The sequence below is a fragment of the Tenacibaculum sp. 47A_GOM-205m genome (assembly GCF_000518405.1).
Lineage (GTDB): Bacteria > Bacteroidota > Bacteroidia > Flavobacteriales > Flavobacteriaceae > Polaribacter > Polaribacter lutimaris.
In genome coordinates this window covers 93448-116470 of sequence record NZ_JADN01000003.1, presented here as the reverse complement: position 1 = coordinate 116470, position 23023 = coordinate 93448, and the positions used below count along the sequence as shown (strand labels likewise).

Here is a 23023-nt window from a genome sequence, read left to right as displayed (position 1 = left end):
ATTATGAACCCAACATTTCACATGTCACTTCCTTGTTTAAGTATTGAGGAAACGATAAAATTTTACACTGATGAATTAGGCTTTAGTGTTGGGAGAACAACAAACGAATGGGTAGATATTAATCTTTTTAATAATCAGCTAACTTTTGTGTTAGTTGATCAATTTAAATTCGATTATCCTAACTACCAGTTTGAAAACCATGCTTTACCTACTTTTCATTTTGGCATAATTGTAAATAGTGATGTATGGGAAAAAATGTACGACAGAGTTAATTATTGGTTATCAGATCACAGCGTAAAAAAAACGTTTTTAAAAGATAAACACGGAGAACATGCATCCTTCTTTATAAAAGACCCAAACGGATATACTTTAGAACTTAAAACCTTTATAGAAGACGACGAAATGTTTATGATGTAAACGCTAATAGTAATGGCTTATTACAACTCACAACAAACAGTTACCTTAGTCGGCGTGTATCAAGGATACACAAACGGCTATTACGTTTTTGAATTGGAAAATGGTGATATTATCGATTTTGAACAAATTAATAAAAAGAATCTTGAACATTTTGATTTAAAATCATCAGCCTTTAAAAACAAAAAATTTGAAATAACTTATAAAGAAATTTTTGATGATGTAGATGATGAAGATTTAGTTATCTTTAAATTACACGATCTACAATTACTTTAAAAAAAATCCCATTCTATTCAGAATGGGATTTTACTTTTTTATAAGATGTTTAGTATCAATTTATACTGATCAAGATCTATTTTTCCACTAAATATTTTCGTAGTTTTCTTAATTATTTCCTCAGCTCTTTCTTGCGAAAAACCAAGCTGGATAGCATATTTTAAAATTAATTTTAACTCTGCTTCTTCTATTTGATGATCCGAGTAAATTATTTTAAATAAATCTAGTAAACGCTCAAGTCTATCATCTGTCTTTGCTTGCGGCAATACTGGATATTTTTTCGAATTTTTCAGTATCTCTTCATATTCTGTTTCTGTGATATCTAACTTCCTCGAAAAACGATTTATTAATGTTTCTTCATTTTCATTTAAATCACCATCAACCATAGCTATATTAACTATAGCACTAAAGTGAGCTACATTGTTTCTATGTTTGCTTGACTCGTATAAATCTACTATACTCATAAATTATTCTATTAGTTTTATTGTTTGTAATACAGGAACTTCAACTTCATCATCACTATCTGTAATTCGATAGTCATAAGTAATCTCAAATTCCTGATCTATAAATTTATTATCTTTTAAATTATAAGCACTTAATATCTTTTCTGAGACTATTTCGAAAGTAATTACTTCTTCATAATCATCTTCGTTTAAAAACGAAAAGGTATATCCATTTTCATCATACCCATTAAAAGTTGCAACCTCTTTTTGGGGTTCTATTGAGTGCTCTTTGTTTATTGTTAATGCTAAATTTACACCTATGAATAATATAAAAACTGCTTTTAAAATTCCTTGTTTCATTTCCTTTATAAATTATAATTAATACTTTTTAAATTAACTTGGTTATTAACCACAACAAGCCCAAGTTGCTTTTAGCATAAATCCTCTATGGTTATACTCGTGGATATAAAGAAAATGATGTTACATAGGCTTCTTTCTATTTTTGCTTACTAAAGATACGTTATTTTTCATTGAAATAATAGACCTTCAGTAACTTTTTAGAAAAAATAACGTTTAATTAAAAAAGACCAAGAACAAGAGTTCAAGGCCTTTTTCGTCTAACCAAACTTAGTATAAAAACTAACTACTACTATTTTTAATATCTTTTACTTTTTCTATTCTTATGCTTACATTGTATATGACACTCTTTTTTTTGTCTGGTCACATAAGAGTAAAAAAAAACTCAAAAAAGTTTTTTTGAGTTTTCTAAAATACATTTAATACAAATATTTTCTTAACACTATTCTATGTTCAGGAATAGATTTATCGTAATTGTCAACCAACAACTCAAGTATCTCAGGTGGCTTTTGCCCTATTTCTTTTTTTGAGTTGAATTTAGACACGTATAAATTATAAGTTAACTCTGTACCTTTATATTGTTTTTCAAAAATTAAAAAATGTTGTTCATTTAATTCTGAAAAACAAATATCATTTTCTTGAAACGTTCCAGAATTATCTATAAAAAAACCTGAAAACTCGTAATACCTAAAAACGTTTTCCATTCTTAAACAATCTCTGCTGATAAACCTAATTCTAATAACTTAGAACATCTTGGTTCTAAATCTTTATATTCACCTGTTTTTACAGCACATTTACCTTTGTAATGCACTAAAATAGTACACTGCTCTGCTTGCTCTAATGTATGATCACATACTGTAACCAAACTATCAATTACAAAATCAAAGGTATTTACATCATCATTATACAAAACAATTTCGTGCTGTGTTGTTCCTTGCAATAAGACATCAAGTTCTTCTTGAATTTTTTCTATCGTACTCATTGGTTTTATTTTTGATACTGCAAAGCTACCCAATTATTTCTTTTTATGGTATTTTTTAATGTTAAACCATACTTAGAAACCTCATTATCAATCACTGGAATATCTTCGCTATAAAATCCACTTAATAATAAAACTCCTTCTTCATTTAAACAATCTGTATATGCTTTCATATCGTTTAATAAAATATTACGATTAATATTTGCAATAATTACATCGTAATTTTTACCTTCTAATAACGCAGCTTCTCCTTCATATACCGAAATGTGCTTACAATTATTTCTTTCTACATTCTCTAACGAGTTTTCATAGCACCAAGGATCTATATCGATTGCATCAATTGGGTGTGCTCCTTTCATTTCAGCAAAAATTGCTAAAATTCCTGTTCCACAGCCCATATCTAGCACTTTCTTACCTTCAACATCTAAACTAATTAAATGCTGTACCATCATGTGTGTAGTTTCATGGTGCCCAGTACCAAAACTCATTTTTGGCTCGATAACGATATCGTATGATAAATTCGGATTCTCATGAAATGGCGCTCTAACACTTACCAAATCATCTACCTGAATAGGTTTGAAATTCTTTTCCCATTCTGCATTCCAATTAGTTTGCTCTATTTCTTCAAACTTATATTGAATTGAAAACTCTTCTGAATTTATAACAAACACATTATCTAAAATATCTGATTTCCAATCTTCTTTTTGAATATATGCTACAACTCCATTATCGTTTTCAACAAAACTCTCAAACCCTAACTCTCCTAATTCAGCTATTAAAATTTCGGTAGTTGGTTCTTTTGGTGTTACTTCAAAAGTATATTCTATATAAATATTATCCATTAAATTGATTTAATTATTGAAACAAAATCTTCAGCTTTTAATGCTGCTCCACCTATTAAACCTCCATCTACATCTGGCTTAGAAAAAATTTCTTTAGCATTTGCAGGCTTTACACTTCCTCCGTATAAAATTGAGATAGCTCCAGCTGTTTTATTTCCGTATTCTTTTGCAAAAAGCTCTCTTACAAAAGCATGCATTTCCTGTGCTTGCTCTGGGGTAGCCGTTTCTCCTGTACCAATAGCCCAAACTGGCTCATAAGCTAAAATAATATTTTTAAAATCAGCTTCTTTTAAATGAAACAAAGCCTTTTTTACTTGACTCTCTACCACTGCAAAATGATTTCCTGATTTTCTATCTTCTAACAATTCACCGAAACAAAAAATTACTTCTAGCCCGTTTGCTAAAGCAGCATCTACTTTTTCTATCAACAATTCGTCGGTTTCACCAAAGTACTCTCTACGCTCAGAATGCCCTAGAATTACAATGTTTACTCCAATATTCGTTAACATATCTGCAGATACCTCTCCTGTATAAGCACCACTATTTGCTTGGTGCATATTTTGAGCAGCAACTTCTATAGTAGATTTTTTTGTCTTTTTAGCTGCATAGTGCAGGTTTACAAAACAAGGGGCAATTATTACTCTAGTACTATCTTCTAAACCAGCTTGTACTTCTTTCTTTATTCCCTTGATTAATTCTTTTGCTTCATCAAGGTTTTTATTCATCTTCCAGTTACCTGCAACTATTTTTTGTCTCACGTTTATTCTTTTTTCTGGTTATTGATTTTCTGTTTGCAAAATTACATTATTTCTAGGCTTTAACGAATTAATTTATCCGACACCTTCGATGACTTAAATACTTTAATATTTCTATCTTCATCAATTACTAAAAACCTTGGAATTGTTTTTAGGTTTAAAAACTCACCAAGTGTTCCTTTTCCTTTTTTTTGGATGTAATAGTGTTGACCTTTTACAGGAATGCTTTCTAAACCTCTTTTCCAATCATGATATGAATGATCTACTGATAGAAAAATATACGCAAGCTCTGGATTTTTCTTCTGAAAGTCGAGTACATCTTTAAAACTGCGTTGACTGTAAGGACAGTAAGTTGCAAATATTTGTACAAATGTCTTTTTGCCTTTATTTTTCTCTAAAACTTCTTTGAATAAAATTGATTTTCTATCTAAAGTCAGTAATTCTTCATTTAGAGGTTCAAACGTAAATTCTTTTGGTTGAAATACAGCACAACTTGATAAAAAAACTACGGTAATCAATAAAAAAAATATTCTCATCTATTGTAATCTTATTCGAGGGTCTAACCAACTATATAATATATCTACTAAAATATTTATGATTATAAATAATGTAGCAACTACTAAAACAGCTCCCATAATTACTGGTAAATCAAGCGTGTTTAACGAGTTTACTATTTCTTTTCCTAATCCGTTCCAATTAAAAATATACTCTACAAAAACTGCTCCAGCCAGCATCGAAGCAAACCATCCTGATATTGCTGTTATTACTGGGTTTAATGAGTTTTTCAACGCATGTTTTTTTATTACTTGATACATTGTTAGTCCTTTTGCTTTTGCTGTTCGAATGTAATCTTGACTTAAGGTTTCTAACAATGAATTACGCATTAACTGTATTACTACCGCAAGCGGACGAATTCCCAGTACTATTGCTGGTAATATTAAATTCTTCCATTGAATATGCATTCCTTCACCAAAATCATCAACTTCATATAAACTTCCCGTCATTTCTAAATGTGTATATTTATTCAACACAAACCCAAAAAACCAAGCAAACAATATAGCTGAGAAAAAAGAAGGTACACTCATTCCTAAAGTACTTACGACGGCTATAAGTCTATCAAAAAAAGTGTCTTTAAATAAGGCTGAAAATATTCCTAATACAATCCCTAAAAACAGTGCTATTGTTATTGCTACTATAGCTAAAACTGCAGTATTTGGTAAGGTTTCTTTAATTACTTCAGAAACATTTTTACCATTCTTTTGGAAAGATTGACGCAAATACGGAGTTTTTATGACTACCTCTTTATTCCCTAAAGAAAATAATGATTGAGCATTGTATTTTCCTTCAGATAAAAAAGTATAATTCTCTTTGTTTTTACTATGGAACGATAATGGTGATACATCATTTAAATAATATAAGTATTGTGTAAACACAGGTTTGTCAAACCCATATTTCTTTCGGATATTTTGTAATTGCTCAGTATCTTCTCGTTGATCTAACATCATACGAGCAGGATCTCCTGGTAAGATATTAAACAATAAAAAAATTACTGTTACCACACCAAACAGTGTTAAGAATCCGTAAAAAATTTTGTTGATGATATATTGAAACATATGTAACAAAGATAACAGAAACTGCTAAATTTATGTACTTTTGCCTAACTTTTACAACAACACATGACAACACAACAACTTGTATCTGAAATCCGAAAAAAGAAATCATTTTTATGCATTGGGTTAGATGTTGATTTAGACAAAATTCCAGCACATTTACTTCAAGAGGAAGACCCTATTTTTGCCTTTAACAAAGCAATTATTGATGCAACGCATCATCTTTGTGTAGCCTATAAACCTAACACTGCTTTTTATGAAGCATACGGTATTAAAGGTTGGAAATCTCTTGAAAAAACGATTAATTACTTAAACGAAAAACATCCTGAAATTTTCACAATTGCTGATGCTAAACGTGGTGATATTGGTAACACCTCAACTATGTATGCAAAAGCCTTTTTTGATGATTTAGCTTTTGATTCAGTAACTGTTGCACCGTATATGGGTAAAGATTCTGTTGAACCTTTTTTAGCTTTTAAAGATAAACATACTATTATGTTGGCGTTAACTTCTAACCAAGGTGCCTTTGATTTTCAAACAAAAACAGTTGATGGTAAAGAGTTATACAAACAGGTTATTGAAACTTCTAAATCTTGGAAAAATTCTCAAAACCTGATGTATGTCGTGGGAGCTACCAAGGCTGAATATTTAGCTGACATCAGAAAGATTATTCCTGAAAGCTTTTTATTAGTTCCTGGTGTTGGTGCCCAAGGAGGAAACCTAGAAGAAGTTTGCAAATACGGAATGACTGATACCATAGGTCTTCTAATTAATTCTTCTCGTGGAATTATTTATGCTTCTAACGGAAATGATTTTGATAAAGTTGCTGCAAGAAAAGCTACAGAACTACAACAGCAGATGAAAGCTATTTTAAAATAAAAAAAGTCAAGGTTAATGACTCCTTGACTTTGTATAACTAATTCAAATAATTACATCAATGAAAACAAAGTTTGATGTAAGTAGTGCAAAAGTATTAAGCTTAATACTTCATACTTACAACTTTGATTTGAATGACCTTATTTTTGATTTAAAAAAACAATATCTTAAAAGTAAAAAAGCTGAGAGTGTACTCTCAGCTTTCTTTTATTTAAGGGAAGATCTATTTTACCTATTATTGAAGTAAAGGGTTAGAGTCAACCGCTCTAGTTGGATAAGGTAAATTATAAGAAGTTTTTCCTTCTAACTTTAAATCTTGCCATCTTGTCCATTCAAAAGACATTTCTAAACGTCTTTCTTCTGCTAATGTTAATGAAGATTTTCTTGCTGTTTGTAATTCAGTTAATCTTGCCGTATTACCTGCTTCTGCAGAAATTAAATACATTTCAGCAATTCTAGAAACTAATAAATCTGAATCATCTTCTCTTTTATATTTTTTTGAATAAACATAACCTCCATTATCATCTTTACCATCAAAGTCAAATAAAATTCTACGAGTATCATTATCACTTACTAAGGCTGTTAAATCATCAGCTGCTGCGAAACAGTTCCAATCTTTTGCCATAGGACTCATAATCCATCCCCAAGAACCAACACCTTCAGCTTTGTTTCCTTTAAACATAAAGATTACCTCTGAATCTCTCTCTAAAGGATTTGCTGCTAATGAGAATTTACCTGATGTAATTAACTCCTCTGCCTCTATTCCTGCAGCTGCAATGTTACCTTGCACTCTATAAACTCTTGCTAAAAGAGCTGATGCAGCTTCTTTTGTAGGTGTTTTTTGACTTTCTAATAAACTAAGCCCATTAAAACTTACACTATTTTCTTTTGCATACTTTAAATCTTCAACGATAAAGTTTAACACATCCTCTTTTGAAGAAGGTGCGATAGGTGTTCTATCATAACTTTCATCAACTAAAGGAACTCTTTCAAACATATCATAAAGTCTTAAGTAACTTAAAGCTCTATTATAACGTGCTGCTCCTTTTTGAGCATTACTTGCTGAAGGTACTTTTAATATAGTATTAGCTCTATCAATACCTGCATAATAATCAGCATAAAAATAACTTAATAAGATATCACTTGCAGGAACTTTATTTTCATAAAAATTCTGTACTTGAAACCACTGAAATTTAACAGGCTTATAGTTATCACCCATAATTTCAGTATTCATTATTGCAAAATAACCATACACATTAGGATGTCTCATTTTTTTGTACAGCCCTGTTAATAATTTATCTACATCTTCTGTAGCTAAATTAGAATTCGCATCAAGAGATGCCTCAGAAGGTATGTCTAACTGATCACTACAAGATGTAGTTAACATCGCAAACAACCCTATAAAAAGTATTTTTGAAATTTTTTTAATCATCTTCATTTTTTAAAATTTAACATTTAAACCTACTAAGAACGATTTTACGTTAGGTATACCTCCTAAATCAACACCAGCTCCAACTTTACTTCCATCTGTTCTATCTTGGCTACTTTGAGCTGCTTGGTCTACATAACTTACTTCTGGATCTGCTCCTGAATACTTAGTAAATGTAAATGGGTTTCTTACCTGAGCATAAAGTCTTAAACTCTTTATAAACTTAACATCAGAATCTTTTAAGAAGTCAAAGTTGTATCCTAAAGTAATATCTGAAATTCTTAAATAATCTGCATCTTCTAAGTATCTTGTAGATCTTTGAGTGTTCCATGCAGAAATTTCAGAAGATAAATGTGGTCTTGGGTTAGAAGCATTCGTATTTGTAGGCGTCCAATAATCTAACATTTCTGTTAACATATTTTCAGAATAAGATGGTGCTCCAACTGCTCCTCCATTTAATCCATCTTCCTTGAAAAGTGCATATACTTTTTTACCTATAGAGTATTGACCACTGATTGCTAAATCGAATCCTTTGAATTCAACAGAAGTATTAAAACCTCCATAGATTGGAGCAATACCTCCTTCAAATACTTTTTTATCAGCATCAGTGATTTGTCCATCACCATTATGATCAACATAAATCATATCTCCAGCTGCTACTGTTTGACCGTCAGTACCATCAGCTTTTTTATATGTATAAGCTTCTGAAGCTACCCCTGCAGATTCTAAGATAAAGAACGAACCTAAAGGACTTCCTTCTTTAACAATAGATGCAAACCCTGTTGTATACTGTCCTGATTCAGCTCCTACTTTTAACACCTTATTGTCATTGTATGAAAAGTTAGCTCCAAAGTTCCACTTGAAATTATCTTTTTCAATAATTCTAGCATTAACATTAGCTTCAAAACCTTTATTAGAAATATTACCTACGTTAGCTAACATCGATACAAATCCACTTTCTTGTGGCACATTAATTCTACTTAAAAGATCTTGAGTTTCTTTTTCATAGTAGTCTAAATTAATGTCAATTCTGTTGAATAATGTAAGATCTAAACCTAAGTTTAAAGCTTCACCTTTTTCCCATTTTAAGTCAGGGTTAAAAATAGTAGTTGCTGCCAAACCTGGTGCTTGATCATAATTTTCTCCTGAACCAATTAAACTTTGTCCTGAAGCATAAGAAATACCTGTTTGGTTACCAGTATATCCAAAAGAAGCTCTTGCTTTTAATTCAGTAATAGCTGGTACATTGAAGAACTTTTCGTTAGAAATTGTCCAACCTAAAGATGCTGCAGGGAAACTACCCCATCTGTTTTCTTTTCTAAATTTTGAAGACCCATCGTATCTTGTTGATACCATAAAGTGATACTTAGAATCCCAAGACAATTGTAATCTTGTAAAATACGACTCTAATGCCATAGCCTTATAAAAACTATCTCCTTGATTAATTTCTCCTGCAGAAACTAACCAATTTAAATCACTTGACGGGAAGTTTTCACCAGCTACATAAGCACTTTCATAATCCCATTGTTGGAAAGAGTGACCTCCTAATAAAGTTAACTTTAATTTATCATTAGCAAACTTATCTGTATAAGTTACAGTATTTTCAATTAAGTAATCTCTATTATTTTCTGTACTATACAAACCATATCCTGTAGGTACACCATCTCCATTTAATCCTCTTCTTGTGTTAGGAGCGTCATACCTGTTATATCTGTTACTTCTAATGTTTCCACTAAAAGCAGAGTGCCATACAACACTTTCTATTGGCGTTACATCTAAAAATAATGTTCCACCTAAGTTTTGCCACTTATCAGTTACTTGTCTTTCAAAAGCAAACAATGGATTAACAAAATTATGAACAGCAATCTTACCTTCTGCATCGTAAGGACTAACATCTGGTCTTGCTCCTAATGCTCTTGAATATGGCTGATATGTACTATTATCATCAGCAAAAGGAGTAGCCTCTGAATATGAGAAATAAGAATTAACTCCATACTTTATGTAGTCATTCATTTTTTGCTCTAAATTTAACTTTACACGTCCAATTTTGTACGTATCTTCTTTTATGATACCTTCTTGATCGTATAAAGAAGCTGATAAATACGCTCTAGTATTTTCTCCTCCGCCAGATATACTAAACTGATGTCTTTTAACAGTTGCATTTTCTCTTAACACTAACTTTAACCAATCTGTATTGTAAGGACTATTAGGTAATGGAGTTAAAACTGTAGGGTCTTTTGGTGCGTCTAAAGCTCCAGAAGCAATATCTTGCTCATAGTTTACTCTTGCTGCATCTAATACTTGCTTGTATCCTTGAGCATCTAATAAATCTGGTCTTTTAATAATGTTTTGGAAACCATAAGAAGTGTTAAAAGATACAGAAATATCTTGTTGATACCCTCCTCTATTTGTTTGAATTAAGATTACACCATTTGATGCTCTTGAACCATAAATTGCTGTAGAAGCGGCATCCTTTAAAATACTAATACTTTTAATATCTTCAGGAGAAATACCTGACATATCTTCTTGAGGAACACCATCAATAATATATAATGCATTGTTTGATGCACTTAAAGAACCATTACCTCTAATACTAATTTGAGTAGCATCACCTGCTCTACCACCAGTACTTACAATTTGTAATCCTGAAGTTTTACCTTGTAAAGCCTGTGTTACGTTAGCTACTGGCTTATCTTGTAATTGTTCTACTCCAATTGTTGCTACAGATCCTGTTAAATCTTTTTTAGAACTAGTTCCATATCCAACAATAACGATTTCTTCTAATAAATTAGAATCTTCTTGCATTAAAACATTAAGTTCAGAACCTGATCCAACAGTTTTTTCTGCGGCTTGCATTCCAACAAAAGTAAACACTAAAACATCTCCTTGTTTAGCGTTTATAGAATACTTACCATCAAAGTCTGTCTCAGTACCTGTGGTTGTACCCTTTAAAATTACATTTACACCTGGTAAAGGACCTGAACTATCAGATACTACACCGGTGATTTTCTTCTCCTGTGCATTAATGTTTAGCAAAAAGCTAAAGAAGAATAATACACAGATCACATTTTTTAAATGTAGATTCATAAATTATTAAATTTTTATTAATTAACATTTGTAAAACTAAAGGCTATAAGTTTCTGTTAGTACTCGTTTGAAGTAAACAACTGTTTATTTGATGTGAAAAAACATTTTCAAGAAGTAAGTCAAAAACTTAGCTCTTATGCCACCTGTTAATTAATGTTAATTTTTTCAAAACCCCTTTATTTCCCTAGCTTTAGGAAGATTTTCTTCATTATTTTTGCAATGTAAATCAACATAATTATTAGTAACTATGGCATCCTTCAACCATTTTTAATAATTATCAACTTGACTTTTAACACACAACTCTGGGTTTAATAAAATTTTAACTATAATCAAAGATATTTAAGTTAGGGAACTACTTGATTTAATTGTTATAGTTATTCAGAAAACAAAATGTAATGAAGATATCGATTCTAATCGTTGATGATGAAAAGACTGCTAGAGCTAGGTTTAAAAAATTAGTAAGTGAGTATAGTTTTATAAAAATTGTTGGTGAGTGTTCCAATGGTGTAGATGCTATAGAGAAAATTAACTCCTTATCTCCTGATGTCATTTATCTTGATACAAAAATCAATGATATGACAGGTTTTGATATTATTGAGAAAATCACTTTACCTCAAAAACCTATATTTATTTTTACAGCTTCATCAAACGAACATGCTGTAAAAGCTTTCGATTATTTTGCCTTTGACTATCTTTTAAAACCATTAGAAGAAGATCGTTTTTACGCCTCTATCAAAAAGGTAATTAATTATAAAAAAATAGTTGAACTATCCAACTTAGACAATATTTTAAACTTTGTAAAAGACAAATCCCCTGTTGAAACACCTGTAAAAGGAACCAAGATCAACATTAAGTCTGGAAATAAAATAATCTTTTTAGAGCGTAATACGATCAAAAATATATCTGCATCAGGTTACTATGTAGAAATTTTCACTACAGACAATAAGAAATACCTATTGAGAGAGTCATTATCTAGCATTATCAAAAGATTAAACTCAAATCTTTTTGTTAGAATTCATCGATCTACCATAATTAACTCAAATTTTATTGACGAAATAATCACTTCTAACTACGGTGAAACTGACGTGAAAACGAACGATAATAAAACCTTTAGAGTTAGTAAGAGCTACAAAAAAGATTTTCAAGAATTAATGGGGGTTAAATAGTAGTTTTGAATCATTACTTTTGTGTAATGGATAACTCCAAAAAATATACTCGAATTATTTCATTAGTCCCAAGTCAAACAGAACTTTTAATTGATTTGGGACTTGAAGAAAACATAGTTGGGGTAACTAAATTCTGTATTCACCCAAAACATCTTTTAAAAACCAAGACTATTGTTGGTGGGACAAAAAATATAAAAATTGATAGAATTAAAAATCTTCAACCTGATATTATCTTGTGTAATAAAGAAGAAAATACTAAAGAAATAGTTGAAACCTGTCAACAAATAGCATTTACACATGTCTCTGATATATTTACACTTACCGATTCCTTAGAATTAATTTCTTTATACGGAAGTTTTTTTGAGAAGCAAGTTGAAGCTAAAAAAATGATTAACAAATTAGAGTCAAAGATAATCGACTTTAAAAAGTTTATTGAAAATAAAAAAAGTAGAAAAGTAGCTTATTTTATTTGGAGAAATCCTTGGATGGTTGCAGCAAGTAATACATTTATAAACCACCTGTTAGAATTAAACAAGTTTGACAATGTTTATGCTAACGCAAAAAGGTATCCAGAAGTTAACATAAAAGATATTCTTAAGAAAAAACCAGAATTAATTTTACTTTCTTCTGAACCTTTCCCTTTCAAAGAAAAACACATTACTGAAATTAAAGAATATACCAGTAACTCAACGCCTATATTAGTTGACGGTGAATACTTCTCTTGGTACGGTAGCAGACTGTTAAAAGCTTTTGATTACTTTAAGGAATTACACAGCAGGACTTGACATATCTTCATCTAAATATTTTATTCTATTTAGCTTTTCTAATATCTTCATTGCTTTGAATGCTGAGCGATCACTTTTACACTCATCTTCATATTTATAATCGTTAGCTGTCTCAACCAATCTACGATACCTCTCTTCAAGATGTTTTCTATATCTACGTAATTGATTAATTCTTGACATTTCTATTAAAATTTAAGCGGATTATAAATATACACAAATATTTGATTTACAACAACATGAAAACAAACTGAAATTTAAAATGGGGAAAATTCCTATTTTGACTATTACTGATAATAAAAAAAGCTCTAGATTTCTCAAGAGCTCTTTTTATGTTATTTATTATCCTGCAAAGCAAAAACCTGTCGTAATAACGCTGTATCACGCAATCCTACTTTATTACGTATACCTTTCTCTTCAACAGCAATCATTGTAAATACTCCTTCTAAAGCTTCAGTAGTAACATAGTCTGTCAAATCTGGATTTACTTTTTTTACAAATGGAATACTATTGTATTTTGATATTAAGTTTGACCAAATTTTATCAGCTCCAACCTTAGCAAATGAGTTTTTAATTACTGGATTAAACTCACTATATAAAGCTGTTGTTGTTTTCCCTTCTAAATAAGAAGTAGCTGCATTATCTGCCCCTAATAGAATGTTTTTGGCATCTGCAAATGTAATTTCCTTAACAGCATTTACAAAAATTGGAGTAGCTGTTTTTACCGCATCTTCCGCAGTTCTGTTAATCGCTTTTAAACCTTCATCAGCTAAATTACCTAAACCTATACTACGCAATCCTTTATCAACCGCTTGCAATTCTTCTGGTAATAAAATTTTTACAAGATCATTCTTATAAAACCCATCCGTAGCTGTTAACTTGGTTACCTGATGTTGAATACCATTATCTAACGCTTGACGTAAACCATTACCAATTTGTTCTTGTGTTAACACGCCTCCTTGCGGTAATTGATTTACTACTTTTTGCAACTCTGCACATCCTATAAAAGTAAGTACTATAAAGAATACTGTAATTTTTTTCATGTTTACTTGTTTGATTTTATCTATACTTTAGAAACAATAAACTAATTATTGTCACATTTATTTGAAGCTGTCGGTATTTTTATCATATCCATACGGACAGTGTTTACATCCACTTTTACAACAATACCCACGTCGTAAATGGTATGCTTCTTTAAAAACCCTATACCCTTGTTCATTGGTATAATATTCGTCAGGTGTAGGTTTTAATATCTTGTTTCTCATACTACAAATATCATAAAAAAATACGTTAAACAGCATTTCGTTTCTGCTTAACGTATTCATTTATTGTAAAGATAATCGTTACTTTTTCTCCTTTGGCGGATACTCTGCCATGATTTTAGCCACAAACTCTTTAATTCGTTCATTTTTCTTACCTGCAGTATTTATACTCAATGCTCCAGTACCTATTCCTTGCCATACGAGTTCTTTATTTTTAGCGTCAATAATATCTAAAAACAGTGTTCCTTCAGTGTATTGATTAACATTTAAACGGTTTGCTCCTCCCCACATCCATGGATTCCAACCCCAACCATAGCCTGCTCCCCAGCCAAAATTGTTGTCGTTTATATTAATTCGCTCTCGTGATTTGGTAAACATGCTTACCAATATATCTGGAGTAGCAGACTTTGTCATTCCTTTGGCGAGTAACTCTGACTCAACAGCTCGCATAATGCGCTTTTTATCTAAATCAGAAATCTGTGCTTTATCGATTCCTGTTTTATAAAAAGCAAATGTTTTATATTCTCTAAAATCTGCTTTTGTATCGTAATCAGTCATCACCTTCACAGAACTACATGATGTAATAAGCAGTGCTATAACTGGTAAAAAAAGTAATTTTATATTTTTCATTTTCTTAGGGTTTATATATTCTCTAACAATGCATCATCTACCAAATTAGGAAGTGTTACTTTAAGTTTCTTTTCAACTTCCATTGCACGTTGTATGGTAATTATCGCTTCATTGTTTCGTGCCCAACTACGTCTTGCAATTCCGTTATTTACATCCCAGAAAAGCATTGATTTTAAGCGTCTTGATGCATCTTTAGAACCATCAAGAAGCATGCCAAATCCACCATTAATTACTTCTCCCCAGCCTACTCCACCTCCATTGTGGATAGAAACCCAAGTAGCTCCTCTAAAACTATCTCCAATTACATTATGAATTGCCATATCTGCTGTAAAACGAGAACCATCATAAATATTTGAAGTTTCGCGGTATGGTGAATCAGTTCCAGAAACATCATGATGATCACGACCTAAGACTACTGGACCTATTTTTCCTTTCTTAATAGCTTTATTAAAAGCTTCCGCTATTTTCATACGTCCTTCAGCATCTGCATATAAAATACGTGCTTGTGAACCAACTACTAATTTATTTTCTTGTGCTCCTTTAATCCACTGAATGTTATCCGCCATTTGCTGTTGGATTTCTTCTGGAGAATTTTTCATGATTTTCTCCAACACCTTACAAGCAATAGCATCTGTTTTCGCTAAATCTTCTGGTTTCCCTGAGGTACATACCCAACGGAAAGGACCAAAACCATAATCAAAACACATAGGTCCCATAATATCTTGTACATAACTTGGGTATTTAAACTCTCTCCCTAATGTTGGATTTGGATTCATTACATCTGCTCCAGCTCTACTCGCTTCCAATAAAAAGGCATTTCCATAATCAAAGAAATACGTTCCTTTTTCTGTATGCTTATTTATGGCTTTTGCGTGACGACGCAATGTTTCTTGCACTTTTTCTTTGAACAACTCTGGTTGTTCTGCCATCATAATATTGGCATCTTCAAAAGAAATATCTACAGGATAATATCCTCCTGCCCATGGATTGTGTAACGACGTTTGATCTGAACCTAAATCGATATACACATCTTCTTCGGCAAACTTCTCCCAAACATCAACTACATTTCCTAAGTATGCTAACGAAACTACTTCTTCATTCTCTTTTGCTTTTCGAACACGTGCTACTAACTCATCTAAATCAGTAATCTTCTCATCAATCCACCCTTGATCTAAACGAACTTGAGTTATTTTTGGGTTTACCTCAGCACAAACTGTAATACAACCTGCAATGTTTCCTGCTTTTGGTTGCGCTCCACTCATTCCTCCTAAACCAGCAGTAACAAATAAGTTTCCTTTTGGTGACTTTCCTATTTTTCTAAATCCGTTTAATACTGTAATGGTTGTTCCATGTACAATTCCTTGTGGACCGATGTACATATAACTTCCCGCTGTCATTTGACCATATTGAGTAACTCCTAGGGCATTGAATTTCTCCCAATCATCTGGTTTAGAATAATTAGGAATCATCATTCCATTTGTAACTACAACTCTTGGAGCATCTTTATGTGATGGGAATAACCCCATTGGGTGTCCTGAATACATTACCAAGGTTTGTTTATTTGTCATTGCAGACAAGTACTTCATGGTTAATAAGTATTGTGCCCAGTTAGAAAATACTGCTCCATTACCACCGTAAGTAATTAATTCGTGAGGATGCTGTGCTACTGCATAATCCAAATTGTTTTGAATCATTACCATAATAGCCTTCGCTTGCTCAGATTTCCCTGGATACTCTTCAATAGGACGCGCGTACATTTTATAATCAGGACGGAAACGATACATATAAATTCGTCCGTACTTCTCTAGTTCTTCAGCAAATTCAGGTAATAATTCTTCGTGATGTTTTTTATCAAAATAACGCAACGCATTACGTAAAGCTAACTTCTTTTCTTCTTCAGTTAAAATTTCCTTACGTTTTGGTGCGTGGTTTATCGTAGTATCATACTCCTTTTTTGGAGGTAATGTAGTTGGTATTCCTTGTTTTATTTGTTCTTTAAAAGTCATTTTATACGGTTTTTAGTTTCCAGTAAAAGATGAAAACTTATTAATTTTAAATCTGTTGATAATCGTAAAAATGAAGAAACTATGGATAACGGATGTCTGCTCTGTGATACTGAGCTTCAATCCTCTTTTTATATTTTAAAGTTAAAAAATCCATCTTCTTTGAAGTTTGCACAAATATAAGTTTATACAGTTAAAAACTGCATCTTTAAAAAGTATAAATTTTTCTTCTTTTTGTATTTTTTCTGTTGTGCTAACAATAAATTGTACCTTTGGTAAGTTTATTGCATGAACAGGTTTATGATATTTATTTCAAAACATATAATACCAAAAGGATTTTCTGGAATGACATTGTATCCTTTTATCTTTTTAAAAAGAGAAGATTTAAAAGGTGATCCTGTTTTAATAAACCATGAAAAAATTCATTTAAAACAACAATTAGAATTATTGATTGTTTTCTTCTATCTATTTTATTTTTTAGAGTGGTTTATCAAGCTATTAATTTACCGTAACACTTCAAAAGCTTATAGTAATTTAAGTTTTGAGCGAGAAGCCTATAAAAACGAACATAATTTAGATTATATCACTACTCGAAAAAGGTGGGCATTCCTATCCTATTTATAATTGTTAAAACATCCTGCTATTTTTTAAGATTTCCGTAAATTGCGTACCCGAAAATTAAGACAATTTACGAATGGAACAAATAACTCCCTATAAACCTAAACACAAAGTACGAATTGTAACTGCGGCTTCTCTATTTGATGGACACGATGCTGCCATTAATATTATGCGCCGAATTATTCAATCTACCGGGGTTGAAGTGATTCACTTAGGGCATGATAGAAGTGTGGAAGAAGTAGTTAACTGTGCTATTCAAGAGGATGCGAATGCTATTGCTATGACTTCGTATCAAGGTGGACATAATGAGTACTTTAAGTACATGTATGATTTATTGCAAGAAAAAGGAGCTGGACATATTAAAATATTTGGTGGTGGCGGTGGAGTAATTCTACCTGAGGAAATCAAAGAATTGATGGACTACGGAATTACTCGTATTTATTCACCTGATGATGGTCGTGAATTAGGATTACAAGGAATGATTAACGATTTAGTGCAACAATCAGACTTTGCTATCGGAGATTCACTAAATGGTGAAGTAAACAAATTAGCGGATAAAGAAGTTGGTAGTATTGCACGTGTAATTTCTGCTGCGGAAAACTTCCCAGAAGTTGCTAAAGACGCTTTAGATGCTATTCACGAAAAAAATAAAAATTCTAAAACCCCTGTTTTAGGAATTACAGGTACAGGTGGTGCTGGTAAATCGAGTTTAGTGGACGAATTAGTTCGTCGTTTCTTAATTGATTTCCCAGAAAAAACTATCGGATTAATCTCTGTGGATCCTTCAAAAAGAAAAACAGGTGGCGCTTTATTGGGTGATCGTATTCGTATGAATGCTATTAACAATGAACGTGTGTATATGCGTTCGTTAGCAACTCGTCAATCAAACTTAGCTTTATCTAAATATGTAAATGAAGCAGTTGAAGTTTTAAAAGCTGCAGAATTTGATTTAATTATTTTAGAAACTTCAGGTATTGGACAATCAGATACTGAAATTATTGAGCACTCTGATACTTCGTTATATGTAATGACACCTGAATTTGGTGCGGCTACACAGTTAGAAAAAATCGACATGCTTGATTTTGCTGATTTAGTAGCTATTAACAAATTTGATAAAAGAGGAGCTTTAGATGCTTTACGTGATGTAAAAAAACAATACATGCGTAACAACAATTTATGGGATGTTCATATGGATGACATGCCTGTTTTTGGTACAATTGCATCTCAATTCAACGACCCAGGAATGAACTCGCTATACAAAGCGATTATGGATAAATTAGTTGAAAAAACTGGAGCTGATTTACAATCTACTTTTGAAATTACAAAAGAAATGTCTGAAAAGATTTTTGTAATTCCACCAAGTAGAACGCGCTATTTATCTGAAATCTCAGAAAACAACCGTGCTTACGATAAAAAAGTTGATGAGCAAGAAAAAGTAGCTCAGAAACTATACGGAATCTATCAAACCATCTTATCTGTTATTCCAAACGAAGTAACAGAATCATTCCTTACCAAAAACGGAATTGACCAAGATGAAATTCAGAAACAAGTTCAAGAGGAAGAGCAACCATTTGTAAAATTATTATTTGCTCAATTTGATAAAGTAAAACTAAATCTTGACCCGTATAACTGGGAAGTTATTTTAAACTGGCAAGACAAAGTAAAAAAATACAAAGATCCTATTTACTCGTTTAAAGTACGTGATAAGGAGATTAAAATAGAAACACACACAGAATCACTTTCACACACACAAATTCCGAAAGTCGCTTTACCAAAATATCAAGCTTGGGGTGATTTATTACGTTGGAATTTACAAGAAAACGTACCAGGAGAGTTCCCATATGCTTCAGGATTATATCCTTTTAAACGTACGGGAGAAGATCCAACACGTATGTTTGCTGGTGAAGGTGGACCAGAGCGTACCAACCGTCGTTTCCACTATGTAAGTTTAGGTATGCCTGCAAAACGTCTTTCTACTGCTTTTGACTCGGTTACATTATATGGTAACGACCCAGGACATAGACCTGATATTTACGGTAAAATTGGTAACGCAGGAGTATCTATTTGTTGTTTAGACGATGCTAAAAAATTATATTCTGGTTTCGACTTAAGCCATGCCATGACTTCGGTTTCTATGACCATCAACGGTCCTGCTCCGATGTTATTAGGTTTCTTTATGAATGCTGCAATTGATCAAAATTGTGAAAAGTACATCAAAGAACACAAGTTAGAGAAAAAGGTAGAAGCAAAACTTAAAGAATTATACGACGACAAAGGAATTGACAGACCAAAATACAACGGTAATTTACCAGAAGGTAATGACGGATTAGGTTTGTTATTACTAGGTGTTACTGGTGATCAAATTTTACCTGCGGATGTATATGCTGAAATTAAAGCAAATACCTTAGCACAAGTACGTGGTACGGTTCAAGCAGATATTCTAAAAGAAGACCAAGCACAAAACACGTGTATTTTCTCTACAGAATTCGCCTTACGTTTAATGGGTGATGTACAAGAATACTTTATTGAGAAAAATGTTCGTAATTTCTATTCAGTTTCTATCTCTGGGTATCATATTGCTGAAGCAGGAGCTAATCCAATTACACAGTTAGCCTTAACATTGGCAAACGGATTTACCTATGTAGAATACTACTTATCAAGAGGAATGGATATCAATAAGTTTGGACCAAACTTATCGTTCTTCTTCTCAAATGGTATCGATCCTGAATATGCTGTAATTGGTCGTGTAGCTCGTAAAATTTGGGCAAAAGCCTTAAAACATAAATACGGAGCAAATCCAAGAGCACAGATGTTAAAATATCATATTCAAACTTCTGGGCGTTCATTACATGCACAAGAAATTGACTTTAATGATATTCGCACAACGTTACAAGCATTATATGCGATTTATGACAACTGTAACTCGCTACATACAAATGCTTATGACGAAGCGATTACTACACCTACAGAAGAGTCTGTACGTCGTGCCATGGCAATTCAGTTAATTATCAATAAAGAATTAGGATTGGCTAAAAACGAAAACCCAATTCAAGGTTCATTTATTATTGAAGAGTTAACTGATTTAGTTGAGGAAGCAGTATTAACTGAGTTCGATAGAATTACAGAACGCGGTGGTGTATTAGGTGCTATGGAAACCATGTACCAACGTTCTAAAATTCAAGAAGAGAGTTTATATTACGAAACTTTAAAACACACAGGTGAATTCCCAATTATTGGGGTAAACACCTTCTTAAGTTCTAAAGGATCTCCAACAGTAACTCCGCAAGAAGTGATTCGTGCTACGGAAGAAGAAAAGCAGTTCCAAATAAAAACGAAAGAAAACTTAAACAAAGCACATGAAGATAAAATAGAACAACTTTTATCTGAAATGCAATCGGCTGCTATTAACAATCAAAACCTTTTTGAAAAATTAATGGACGCTACCAAAGTTTGTTCATTAGGTCAAATTACTGCTTCATTATTTGAGGTAGGTGGTCAATACAGACGAAACATGTAGCAAACAATGTTTGCAGATAAATATTCAAAGCCTCACAGAGATTTCTGTGAGGTTTTTTCTTTTCAAAAAAATTAAACTTTCTTGTAATAATTTTACTTTTCAGAATACATATCAAGAAAACCAAATTTTGAGTAACGATTTTTATATAACATCCATTTTACCACATGCTGGTATTATTATTAAAATATGTAGAGCTTATACGGACTCTCAAGAAGATTTTGAAGACTTTTATCAAGAGGCTTGTTTACAAATATGGAAAAGTAGAGATGCTTTTCAGAATAAGTCAAAATGGTCTACTTGGATTTACAGAATTACGCTAAATGTTTGTTTAACCTTAGCGAAGAGAAATGCTAAAAAAGAATATTCTTTAGAGAAAACTCCCATTTTATCAGAAGATAATAAAGCTTTTCAAAACGAAGATTTAAACTTGTTATACGATGCTATTAAAAAATTATCTGAAGTCGACAGAGCGATAATTTTACTGCATTTAGAAGAAAATCCTTACAAAGAAATTGCTGCAATTATTGGAACTAGCGCTAACAATATTGCAGTACGCATTAACAGAATTAAAAAACAATTAAAAATATTATTAGATGGAAAAATCAATTGAAAAAAGATGGAATGAAGCTTTTCTTGACGAACAATCATTAATAGCTCCAAAAATTAACGACATATACAACCAGAAGTCTAAATCGGTCATTAACAAAATTAGAAGAACCTACGAGTTTGACAATAAAGGATTACTTCCTATGGCAGGAATAGTAGTTATTGGAGGTATCCTTTTATCTGAAACTATTATTGCGGTTTACGGCGCTTTTTTAATCTTGAGTTTGTACTTTTTTAATACAAGATTGTTAAAAAGGTTTAAAACCATTGATGTTAAATCTGACAACCTAACATATTTAAAAAATTACAGAAGTGTAATTAACTCGGTATCTAAAGCCACAAAAAAGTTATTTATTTTTGCTATTCCTCTAGCCATTGTATCAATTTTCGCATTGGCCTATGGGGTAAAAGAGCAAAGCTTTTTATCGAACTATATTTCTAGCGAAACTTCCTTTATAGGCATCTTAAGCGTTGGACTTATGGTAGCTATAGCTACTGCAATGATTGGTTATTTTGTATATACAATTTCAACCAAAGTTTTATATCACAGCCTTATTTCAAAGCTCGATGATATTATTAAAGAATTAGAAGAGTTAAAAAATTATTAATCAATTATAAGCCAGAGTTGCTAATAACAATTCTGGTTTATTTTTTTGTTCTGGTTCGCTTACGAAGTTTAAAAATTCTATCATCATAATAGGCTTTCAATTCGGCTACAAATGACATTGGATTTTCATAGGTTGTTAAAACTTTATATGTATAACTCTCTAATAAATCATTCAATACTTTTTCTAATCGCTCAACTTCTTTTACTAAATATGAAGTACTATTGGTTGTTTTTTGAATTAGCGAAATATCTTTATCAAAACATATAGTCGTATTACCTCCAAAAATATGCGCATGAAAAGCTTCTAACTCTTCTAAACTTCCGTTCTGGTATATTTCAATAAGTTTTGTGGTAGTTTCTGTCGCTTTTTGTTGTTCGTTTTCTTGCATCGAAAATTTATCAGGGTGTACATGCAACATCGCTTCTTTATACAACCTTTTCTTCTCTTTTTGATGCTCTTTTTCTTGTGTTACTCGTTCTTTTGAAACAGGAACGACTTGAGTAACTTCCTTATAATTTTTACCTTTTCTTTTTTGCGCTAACCTTTTTTCTTTCTTAGCTTTTTTTTGTTCCTTAAACAACATAACCAACTCCCTTTCTTCTACAAGTAAATCAGAAATCTCATTACGTAATGATTGTTCAAAAGGAAACAACTTAGTTTCAACGGAAGTAATTTCAGTCTCAAGGTTTTTAATTTTCTCTTGCAGTCTTGAAACTTCATCTGATTTAGATTCTGTAGGAAAGTTTTCTTTACTCATATGTAA

At 31.8% G+C, this 23023-nt stretch carries 25 protein-coding genes; 9 read left to right on the top strand and 16 right to left on the bottom strand.

Annotated features, from left to right (window positions below):
* Nucleotides 1–3: 3 nt before the first annotated feature.
* Nucleotides 4–417: a VOC family protein gene (locus N534_RS0100595; protein ID WP_028890626.1), complete on the top strand. Its 414-nt coding sequence runs from the start codon at nt 4–6 to the stop codon at nt 415–417.
* A 12-nt stretch (nt 418–429) separates the two neighbouring features.
* The gene (locus N534_RS0100590; protein ID WP_028890625.1) at nt 430–690 is read left to right on the top strand and encodes a hypothetical protein; all 261 of its coding nucleotides are present in this window, start codon (nt 430–432) and stop codon (nt 688–690) included.
* A 38-nt stretch (nt 691–728) separates the two neighbouring features.
* On the opposite strand, the gene N534_RS0100585 is transcribed toward N534_RS0100590, so the two are convergent.
* From N534_RS0100585 to N534_RS0100550, 8 genes are all read right to left on the bottom strand, one after another.
* Nucleotides 729–1154 carry a TerB family tellurite resistance protein gene (locus tag N534_RS0100585; RefSeq protein ID WP_028890624.1) on the bottom strand — a complete coding sequence of 142 codons (426 nt, stop codon included), beginning with the start codon at nt 1152–1154 and terminating at the stop codon, nt 729–731.
* Between the two features lie 3 nt (nt 1155–1157).
* A complete protein-coding gene (locus tag N534_RS0100580; protein WP_028890623.1) occupies nt 1158–1493 on the bottom strand; it encodes a hypothetical protein in 336 nt (111 codons plus the stop codon).
* A gap of 416 nt (nt 1494–1909) precedes the next feature.
* On the bottom strand, nt 1910–2194 hold the full coding sequence (locus tag N534_RS0100575) for a hypothetical protein (RefSeq protein ID WP_028890622.1): 285 nt from the start codon (nt 2192–2194) through the stop codon (nt 1910–1912).
* Between the two features lie 2 nt (nt 2195–2196).
* The gene (locus tag N534_RS0100570) at nt 2197–2472 is read right to left on the bottom strand and encodes an ATP-dependent Clp protease adaptor ClpS (RefSeq protein ID WP_028890621.1); all 276 of its coding nucleotides are present in this window, start codon (nt 2470–2472) and stop codon (nt 2197–2199) included.
* A gap of 5 nt (nt 2473–2477) precedes the next feature.
* Nucleotides 2478–3311 carry a 50S ribosomal protein L11 methyltransferase gene (gene prmA, locus N534_RS0100565; RefSeq protein ID WP_028890620.1) on the bottom strand — a complete coding sequence of 278 codons (834 nt, stop codon included), beginning with the start codon at nt 3309–3311 and terminating at the stop codon, nt 2478–2480.
* Entirely contained in the window at nt 3311–4069 is a 759-nt protein-coding gene (gene tpiA / locus N534_RS0100560; RefSeq protein ID WP_028890619.1) for a triose-phosphate isomerase, read from the bottom strand. The genes prmA and tpiA overlap by 1 nt, the downstream gene beginning before the upstream one ends.
* A gap of 59 nt (nt 4070–4128) precedes the next feature.
* Entirely contained in the window at nt 4129–4602 is a 474-nt protein-coding gene (locus N534_RS0100555) for a thioredoxin-like domain-containing protein (protein ID WP_028890618.1), read from the bottom strand.
* Nucleotides 4603–5679 (bottom strand): ABC transporter permease, encoded by a 1077-nt coding sequence (locus tag N534_RS0100550; RefSeq protein WP_028890617.1) that lies wholly within the window; start codon nt 5677–5679, stop codon nt 4603–4605.
* Between the two features lie 63 nt (nt 5680–5742).
* Between N534_RS0100550 and pyrF the strand changes: the two genes are divergently transcribed.
* Nucleotides 5743–6555, top strand: coding sequence for an orotidine-5'-phosphate decarboxylase (pyrF, locus tag N534_RS0100545; RefSeq protein ID WP_028890616.1), 813 nt, complete (start codon nt 5743–5745; stop codon nt 6553–6555).
* Between the two features lie 232 nt (nt 6556–6787).
* Here pyrF and N534_RS0100535 read toward each other — a convergent pair whose 3' ends face one another.
* Entirely contained in the window at nt 6788–7990 is a 1203-nt protein-coding gene (locus tag N534_RS0100535; protein WP_081728248.1) for a RagB/SusD family nutrient uptake outer membrane protein, read from the bottom strand.
* Between the two features lie 3 nt (nt 7991–7993).
* Nucleotides 7994–11068, bottom strand: a complete 3075-nt coding sequence (locus tag N534_RS0100530) for a TonB-dependent receptor (RefSeq protein WP_028890613.1) — start codon at nt 11066–11068, stop codon at nt 7994–7996.
* Nucleotides 11069–11463: 395 nt separating this feature from the next.
* Here N534_RS0100530 and N534_RS0100525 point away from each other — a divergent pair, with 395 nt between their 5' ends.
* A complete protein-coding gene (locus tag N534_RS0100525; protein WP_028890612.1) occupies nt 11464–12234 on the top strand; it encodes a LytTR family DNA-binding domain-containing protein in 771 nt (256 codons plus the stop codon).
* Between the two features lie 26 nt (nt 12235–12260).
* Nucleotides 12261–13019, top strand: coding sequence for an ABC transporter substrate-binding protein (locus tag N534_RS0100520; protein ID WP_028890611.1), 759 nt, complete (start codon nt 12261–12263; stop codon nt 13017–13019).
* Here N534_RS0100520 and N534_RS0100515 read toward each other — a convergent pair.
* From N534_RS0100515 to N534_RS0100500, 5 genes are all read right to left on the bottom strand, one after another.
* Nucleotides 13002–13199 carry a hypothetical protein gene (locus tag N534_RS0100515; protein WP_028890610.1) on the bottom strand — a complete coding sequence of 66 codons (198 nt, stop codon included), beginning with the start codon at nt 13197–13199 and terminating at the stop codon, nt 13002–13004. The two genes, N534_RS0100520 and N534_RS0100515, sit on opposite strands and share 18 nt — an antisense overlap.
* A gap of 152 nt (nt 13200–13351) precedes the next feature.
* Nucleotides 13352–14059 carry a DUF4197 domain-containing protein gene (locus N534_RS0100510; protein ID WP_028890609.1) on the bottom strand — a complete coding sequence of 236 codons (708 nt, stop codon included), beginning with the start codon at nt 14057–14059 and terminating at the stop codon, nt 13352–13354.
* Between the two features lie 57 nt (nt 14060–14116).
* On the bottom strand, nt 14117–14281 hold the full coding sequence (locus N534_RS15400; protein WP_159432107.1) for a DUF5522 domain-containing protein: 165 nt from the start codon (nt 14279–14281) through the stop codon (nt 14117–14119).
* A gap of 78 nt (nt 14282–14359) precedes the next feature.
* Nucleotides 14360–14908 carry a DUF4136 domain-containing protein gene (locus N534_RS0100505; RefSeq protein ID WP_028890608.1) on the bottom strand — a complete coding sequence of 183 codons (549 nt, stop codon included), beginning with the start codon at nt 14906–14908 and terminating at the stop codon, nt 14360–14362.
* An 11-nt stretch (nt 14909–14919) separates the two neighbouring features.
* Complete coding sequence (locus N534_RS0100500; protein WP_028890607.1) at nt 14920–16914, bottom strand: urocanate hydratase; 1995 nt, start codon at nt 16912–16914, stop codon at nt 14920–14922.
* Nucleotides 16915–17211: 297 nt separating this feature from the next.
* On the opposite strand from N534_RS0100500, the gene N534_RS0100495 reads away from it, so the two are divergent.
* The 4 genes from N534_RS0100495 (at nt 17212) to N534_RS0100480 (ending at nt 22260) form a co-directional block, all read left to right on the top strand.
* The gene (locus tag N534_RS0100495) at nt 17212–17535 is read left to right on the top strand and encodes a hypothetical protein (protein ID WP_028890606.1); all 324 of its coding nucleotides are present in this window, start codon (nt 17212–17214) and stop codon (nt 17533–17535) included.
* 70 nt (nt 17536–17605) lie between these two features.
* Entirely contained in the window at nt 17606–21046 is a 3441-nt protein-coding gene (locus tag N534_RS0100490) for a methylmalonyl-CoA mutase family protein (RefSeq protein WP_028890605.1), read from the top strand.
* A gap of 127 nt (nt 21047–21173) precedes the next feature.
* Nucleotides 21174–21656: an RNA polymerase sigma factor gene (locus N534_RS0100485; protein WP_028890604.1), complete on the top strand. Its 483-nt coding sequence runs from the start codon at nt 21174–21176 to the stop codon at nt 21654–21656.
* Nucleotides 21640–22260, top strand: coding sequence for a hypothetical protein (locus N534_RS0100480; protein WP_028890603.1), 621 nt, complete (start codon nt 21640–21642; stop codon nt 22258–22260). Before N534_RS0100485 ends, N534_RS0100480 begins: the two co-directional genes overlap by 17 nt.
* Before the next feature lie 37 nt (nt 22261–22297).
* Here the strand turns inward: N534_RS0100480 and N534_RS0100475 are convergent, their stop codons facing one another.
* A complete protein-coding gene (locus tag N534_RS0100475) occupies nt 22298–23017 on the bottom strand; it encodes a hypothetical protein (protein ID WP_028890602.1) in 720 nt (239 codons plus the stop codon).
* Nucleotides 23018–23023: the final 6 nt, after the last annotated feature.

Coding starts and splice junctions, on each gene's coding strand:
- N534_RS0100595 (WP_028890626.1), top strand. CDS start 4: ATGAACCCAACATTTCACATGTCACTTCCTTGTTTAAGTATTGAGGAA.
- N534_RS0100590 (WP_028890625.1), top strand. CDS start 430: ATGGCTTATTACAACTCACAACAAACAGTTACCTTAGTCGGCGTGTAT.
- N534_RS0100585 (WP_028890624.1), bottom strand. CDS start 1,154: ATGAGTATAGTAGATTTATACGAGTCAAGCAAACATAGAAACAATGTA.
- N534_RS0100580 (WP_028890623.1), bottom strand. CDS start 1,493: ATGAAACAAGGAATTTTAAAAGCAGTTTTTATATTATTCATAGGTGTA.
- N534_RS0100575 (WP_028890622.1), bottom strand. CDS start 2,194: ATGGAAAACGTTTTTAGGTATTACGAGTTTTCAGGTTTTTTTATAGAT.
- N534_RS0100570 (WP_028890621.1), bottom strand. CDS start 2,472: ATGAGTACGATAGAAAAAATTCAAGAAGAACTTGATGTCTTATTGCAA.
- prmA (WP_028890620.1), bottom strand. CDS start 3,311: ATGGATAATATTTATATAGAATATACTTTTGAAGTAACACCAAAAGAA.
- N534_RS0100555 (WP_028890618.1), bottom strand. CDS start 4,602: ATGAGAATATTTTTTTTATTGATTACCGTAGTTTTTTTATCAAGTTGT.
- N534_RS0100550 (WP_028890617.1), bottom strand. CDS start 5,679: ATGTTTCAATATATCATCAACAAAATTTTTTACGGATTCTTAACACTG.
- pyrF (WP_028890616.1), top strand. CDS start 5,743: ATGACAACACAACAACTTGTATCTGAAATCCGAAAAAAGAAATCATTT.
- N534_RS0100535 (WP_081728248.1), bottom strand. CDS start 7,990: ATGAAGATGATTAAAAAAATTTCAAAAATACTTTTTATAGGGTTGTTT.
- N534_RS0100530 (WP_028890613.1), bottom strand. CDS start 11,068: ATGAATCTACATTTAAAAAATGTGATCTGTGTATTATTCTTCTTTAGC.
- N534_RS0100525 (WP_028890612.1), top strand. CDS start 11,464: ATGAAGATATCGATTCTAATCGTTGATGATGAAAAGACTGCTAGAGCT.
- N534_RS0100520 (WP_028890611.1), top strand. CDS start 12,261: ATGGATAACTCCAAAAAATATACTCGAATTATTTCATTAGTCCCAAGT.
- N534_RS0100515 (WP_028890610.1), bottom strand. CDS start 13,199: ATGTCAAGAATTAATCAATTACGTAGATATAGAAAACATCTTGAAGAG.
- N534_RS0100510 (WP_028890609.1), bottom strand. CDS start 14,059: ATGAAAAAAATTACAGTATTCTTTATAGTACTTACTTTTATAGGATGT.
- N534_RS15400 (WP_159432107.1), bottom strand. CDS start 14,281: ATGAGAAACAAGATATTAAAACCTACACCTGACGAATATTATACCAAT.
- N534_RS0100505 (WP_028890608.1), bottom strand. CDS start 14,908: ATGAAAAATATAAAATTACTTTTTTTACCAGTTATAGCACTGCTTATT.
- N534_RS0100500 (WP_028890607.1), bottom strand. CDS start 16,914: ATGACTTTTAAAGAACAAATAAAACAAGGAATACCAACTACATTACCT.
- N534_RS0100495 (WP_028890606.1), top strand. CDS start 17,212: ATGATATTTATTTCAAAACATATAATACCAAAAGGATTTTCTGGAATG.
- N534_RS0100490 (WP_028890605.1), top strand. CDS start 17,606: ATGGAACAAATAACTCCCTATAAACCTAAACACAAAGTACGAATTGTA.
- N534_RS0100480 (WP_028890603.1), top strand. CDS start 21,640: ATGGAAAAATCAATTGAAAAAAGATGGAATGAAGCTTTTCTTGACGAA.
- N534_RS0100475 (WP_028890602.1), bottom strand. CDS start 23,017: ATGAGTAAAGAAAACTTTCCTACAGAATCTAAATCAGATGAAGTTTCA.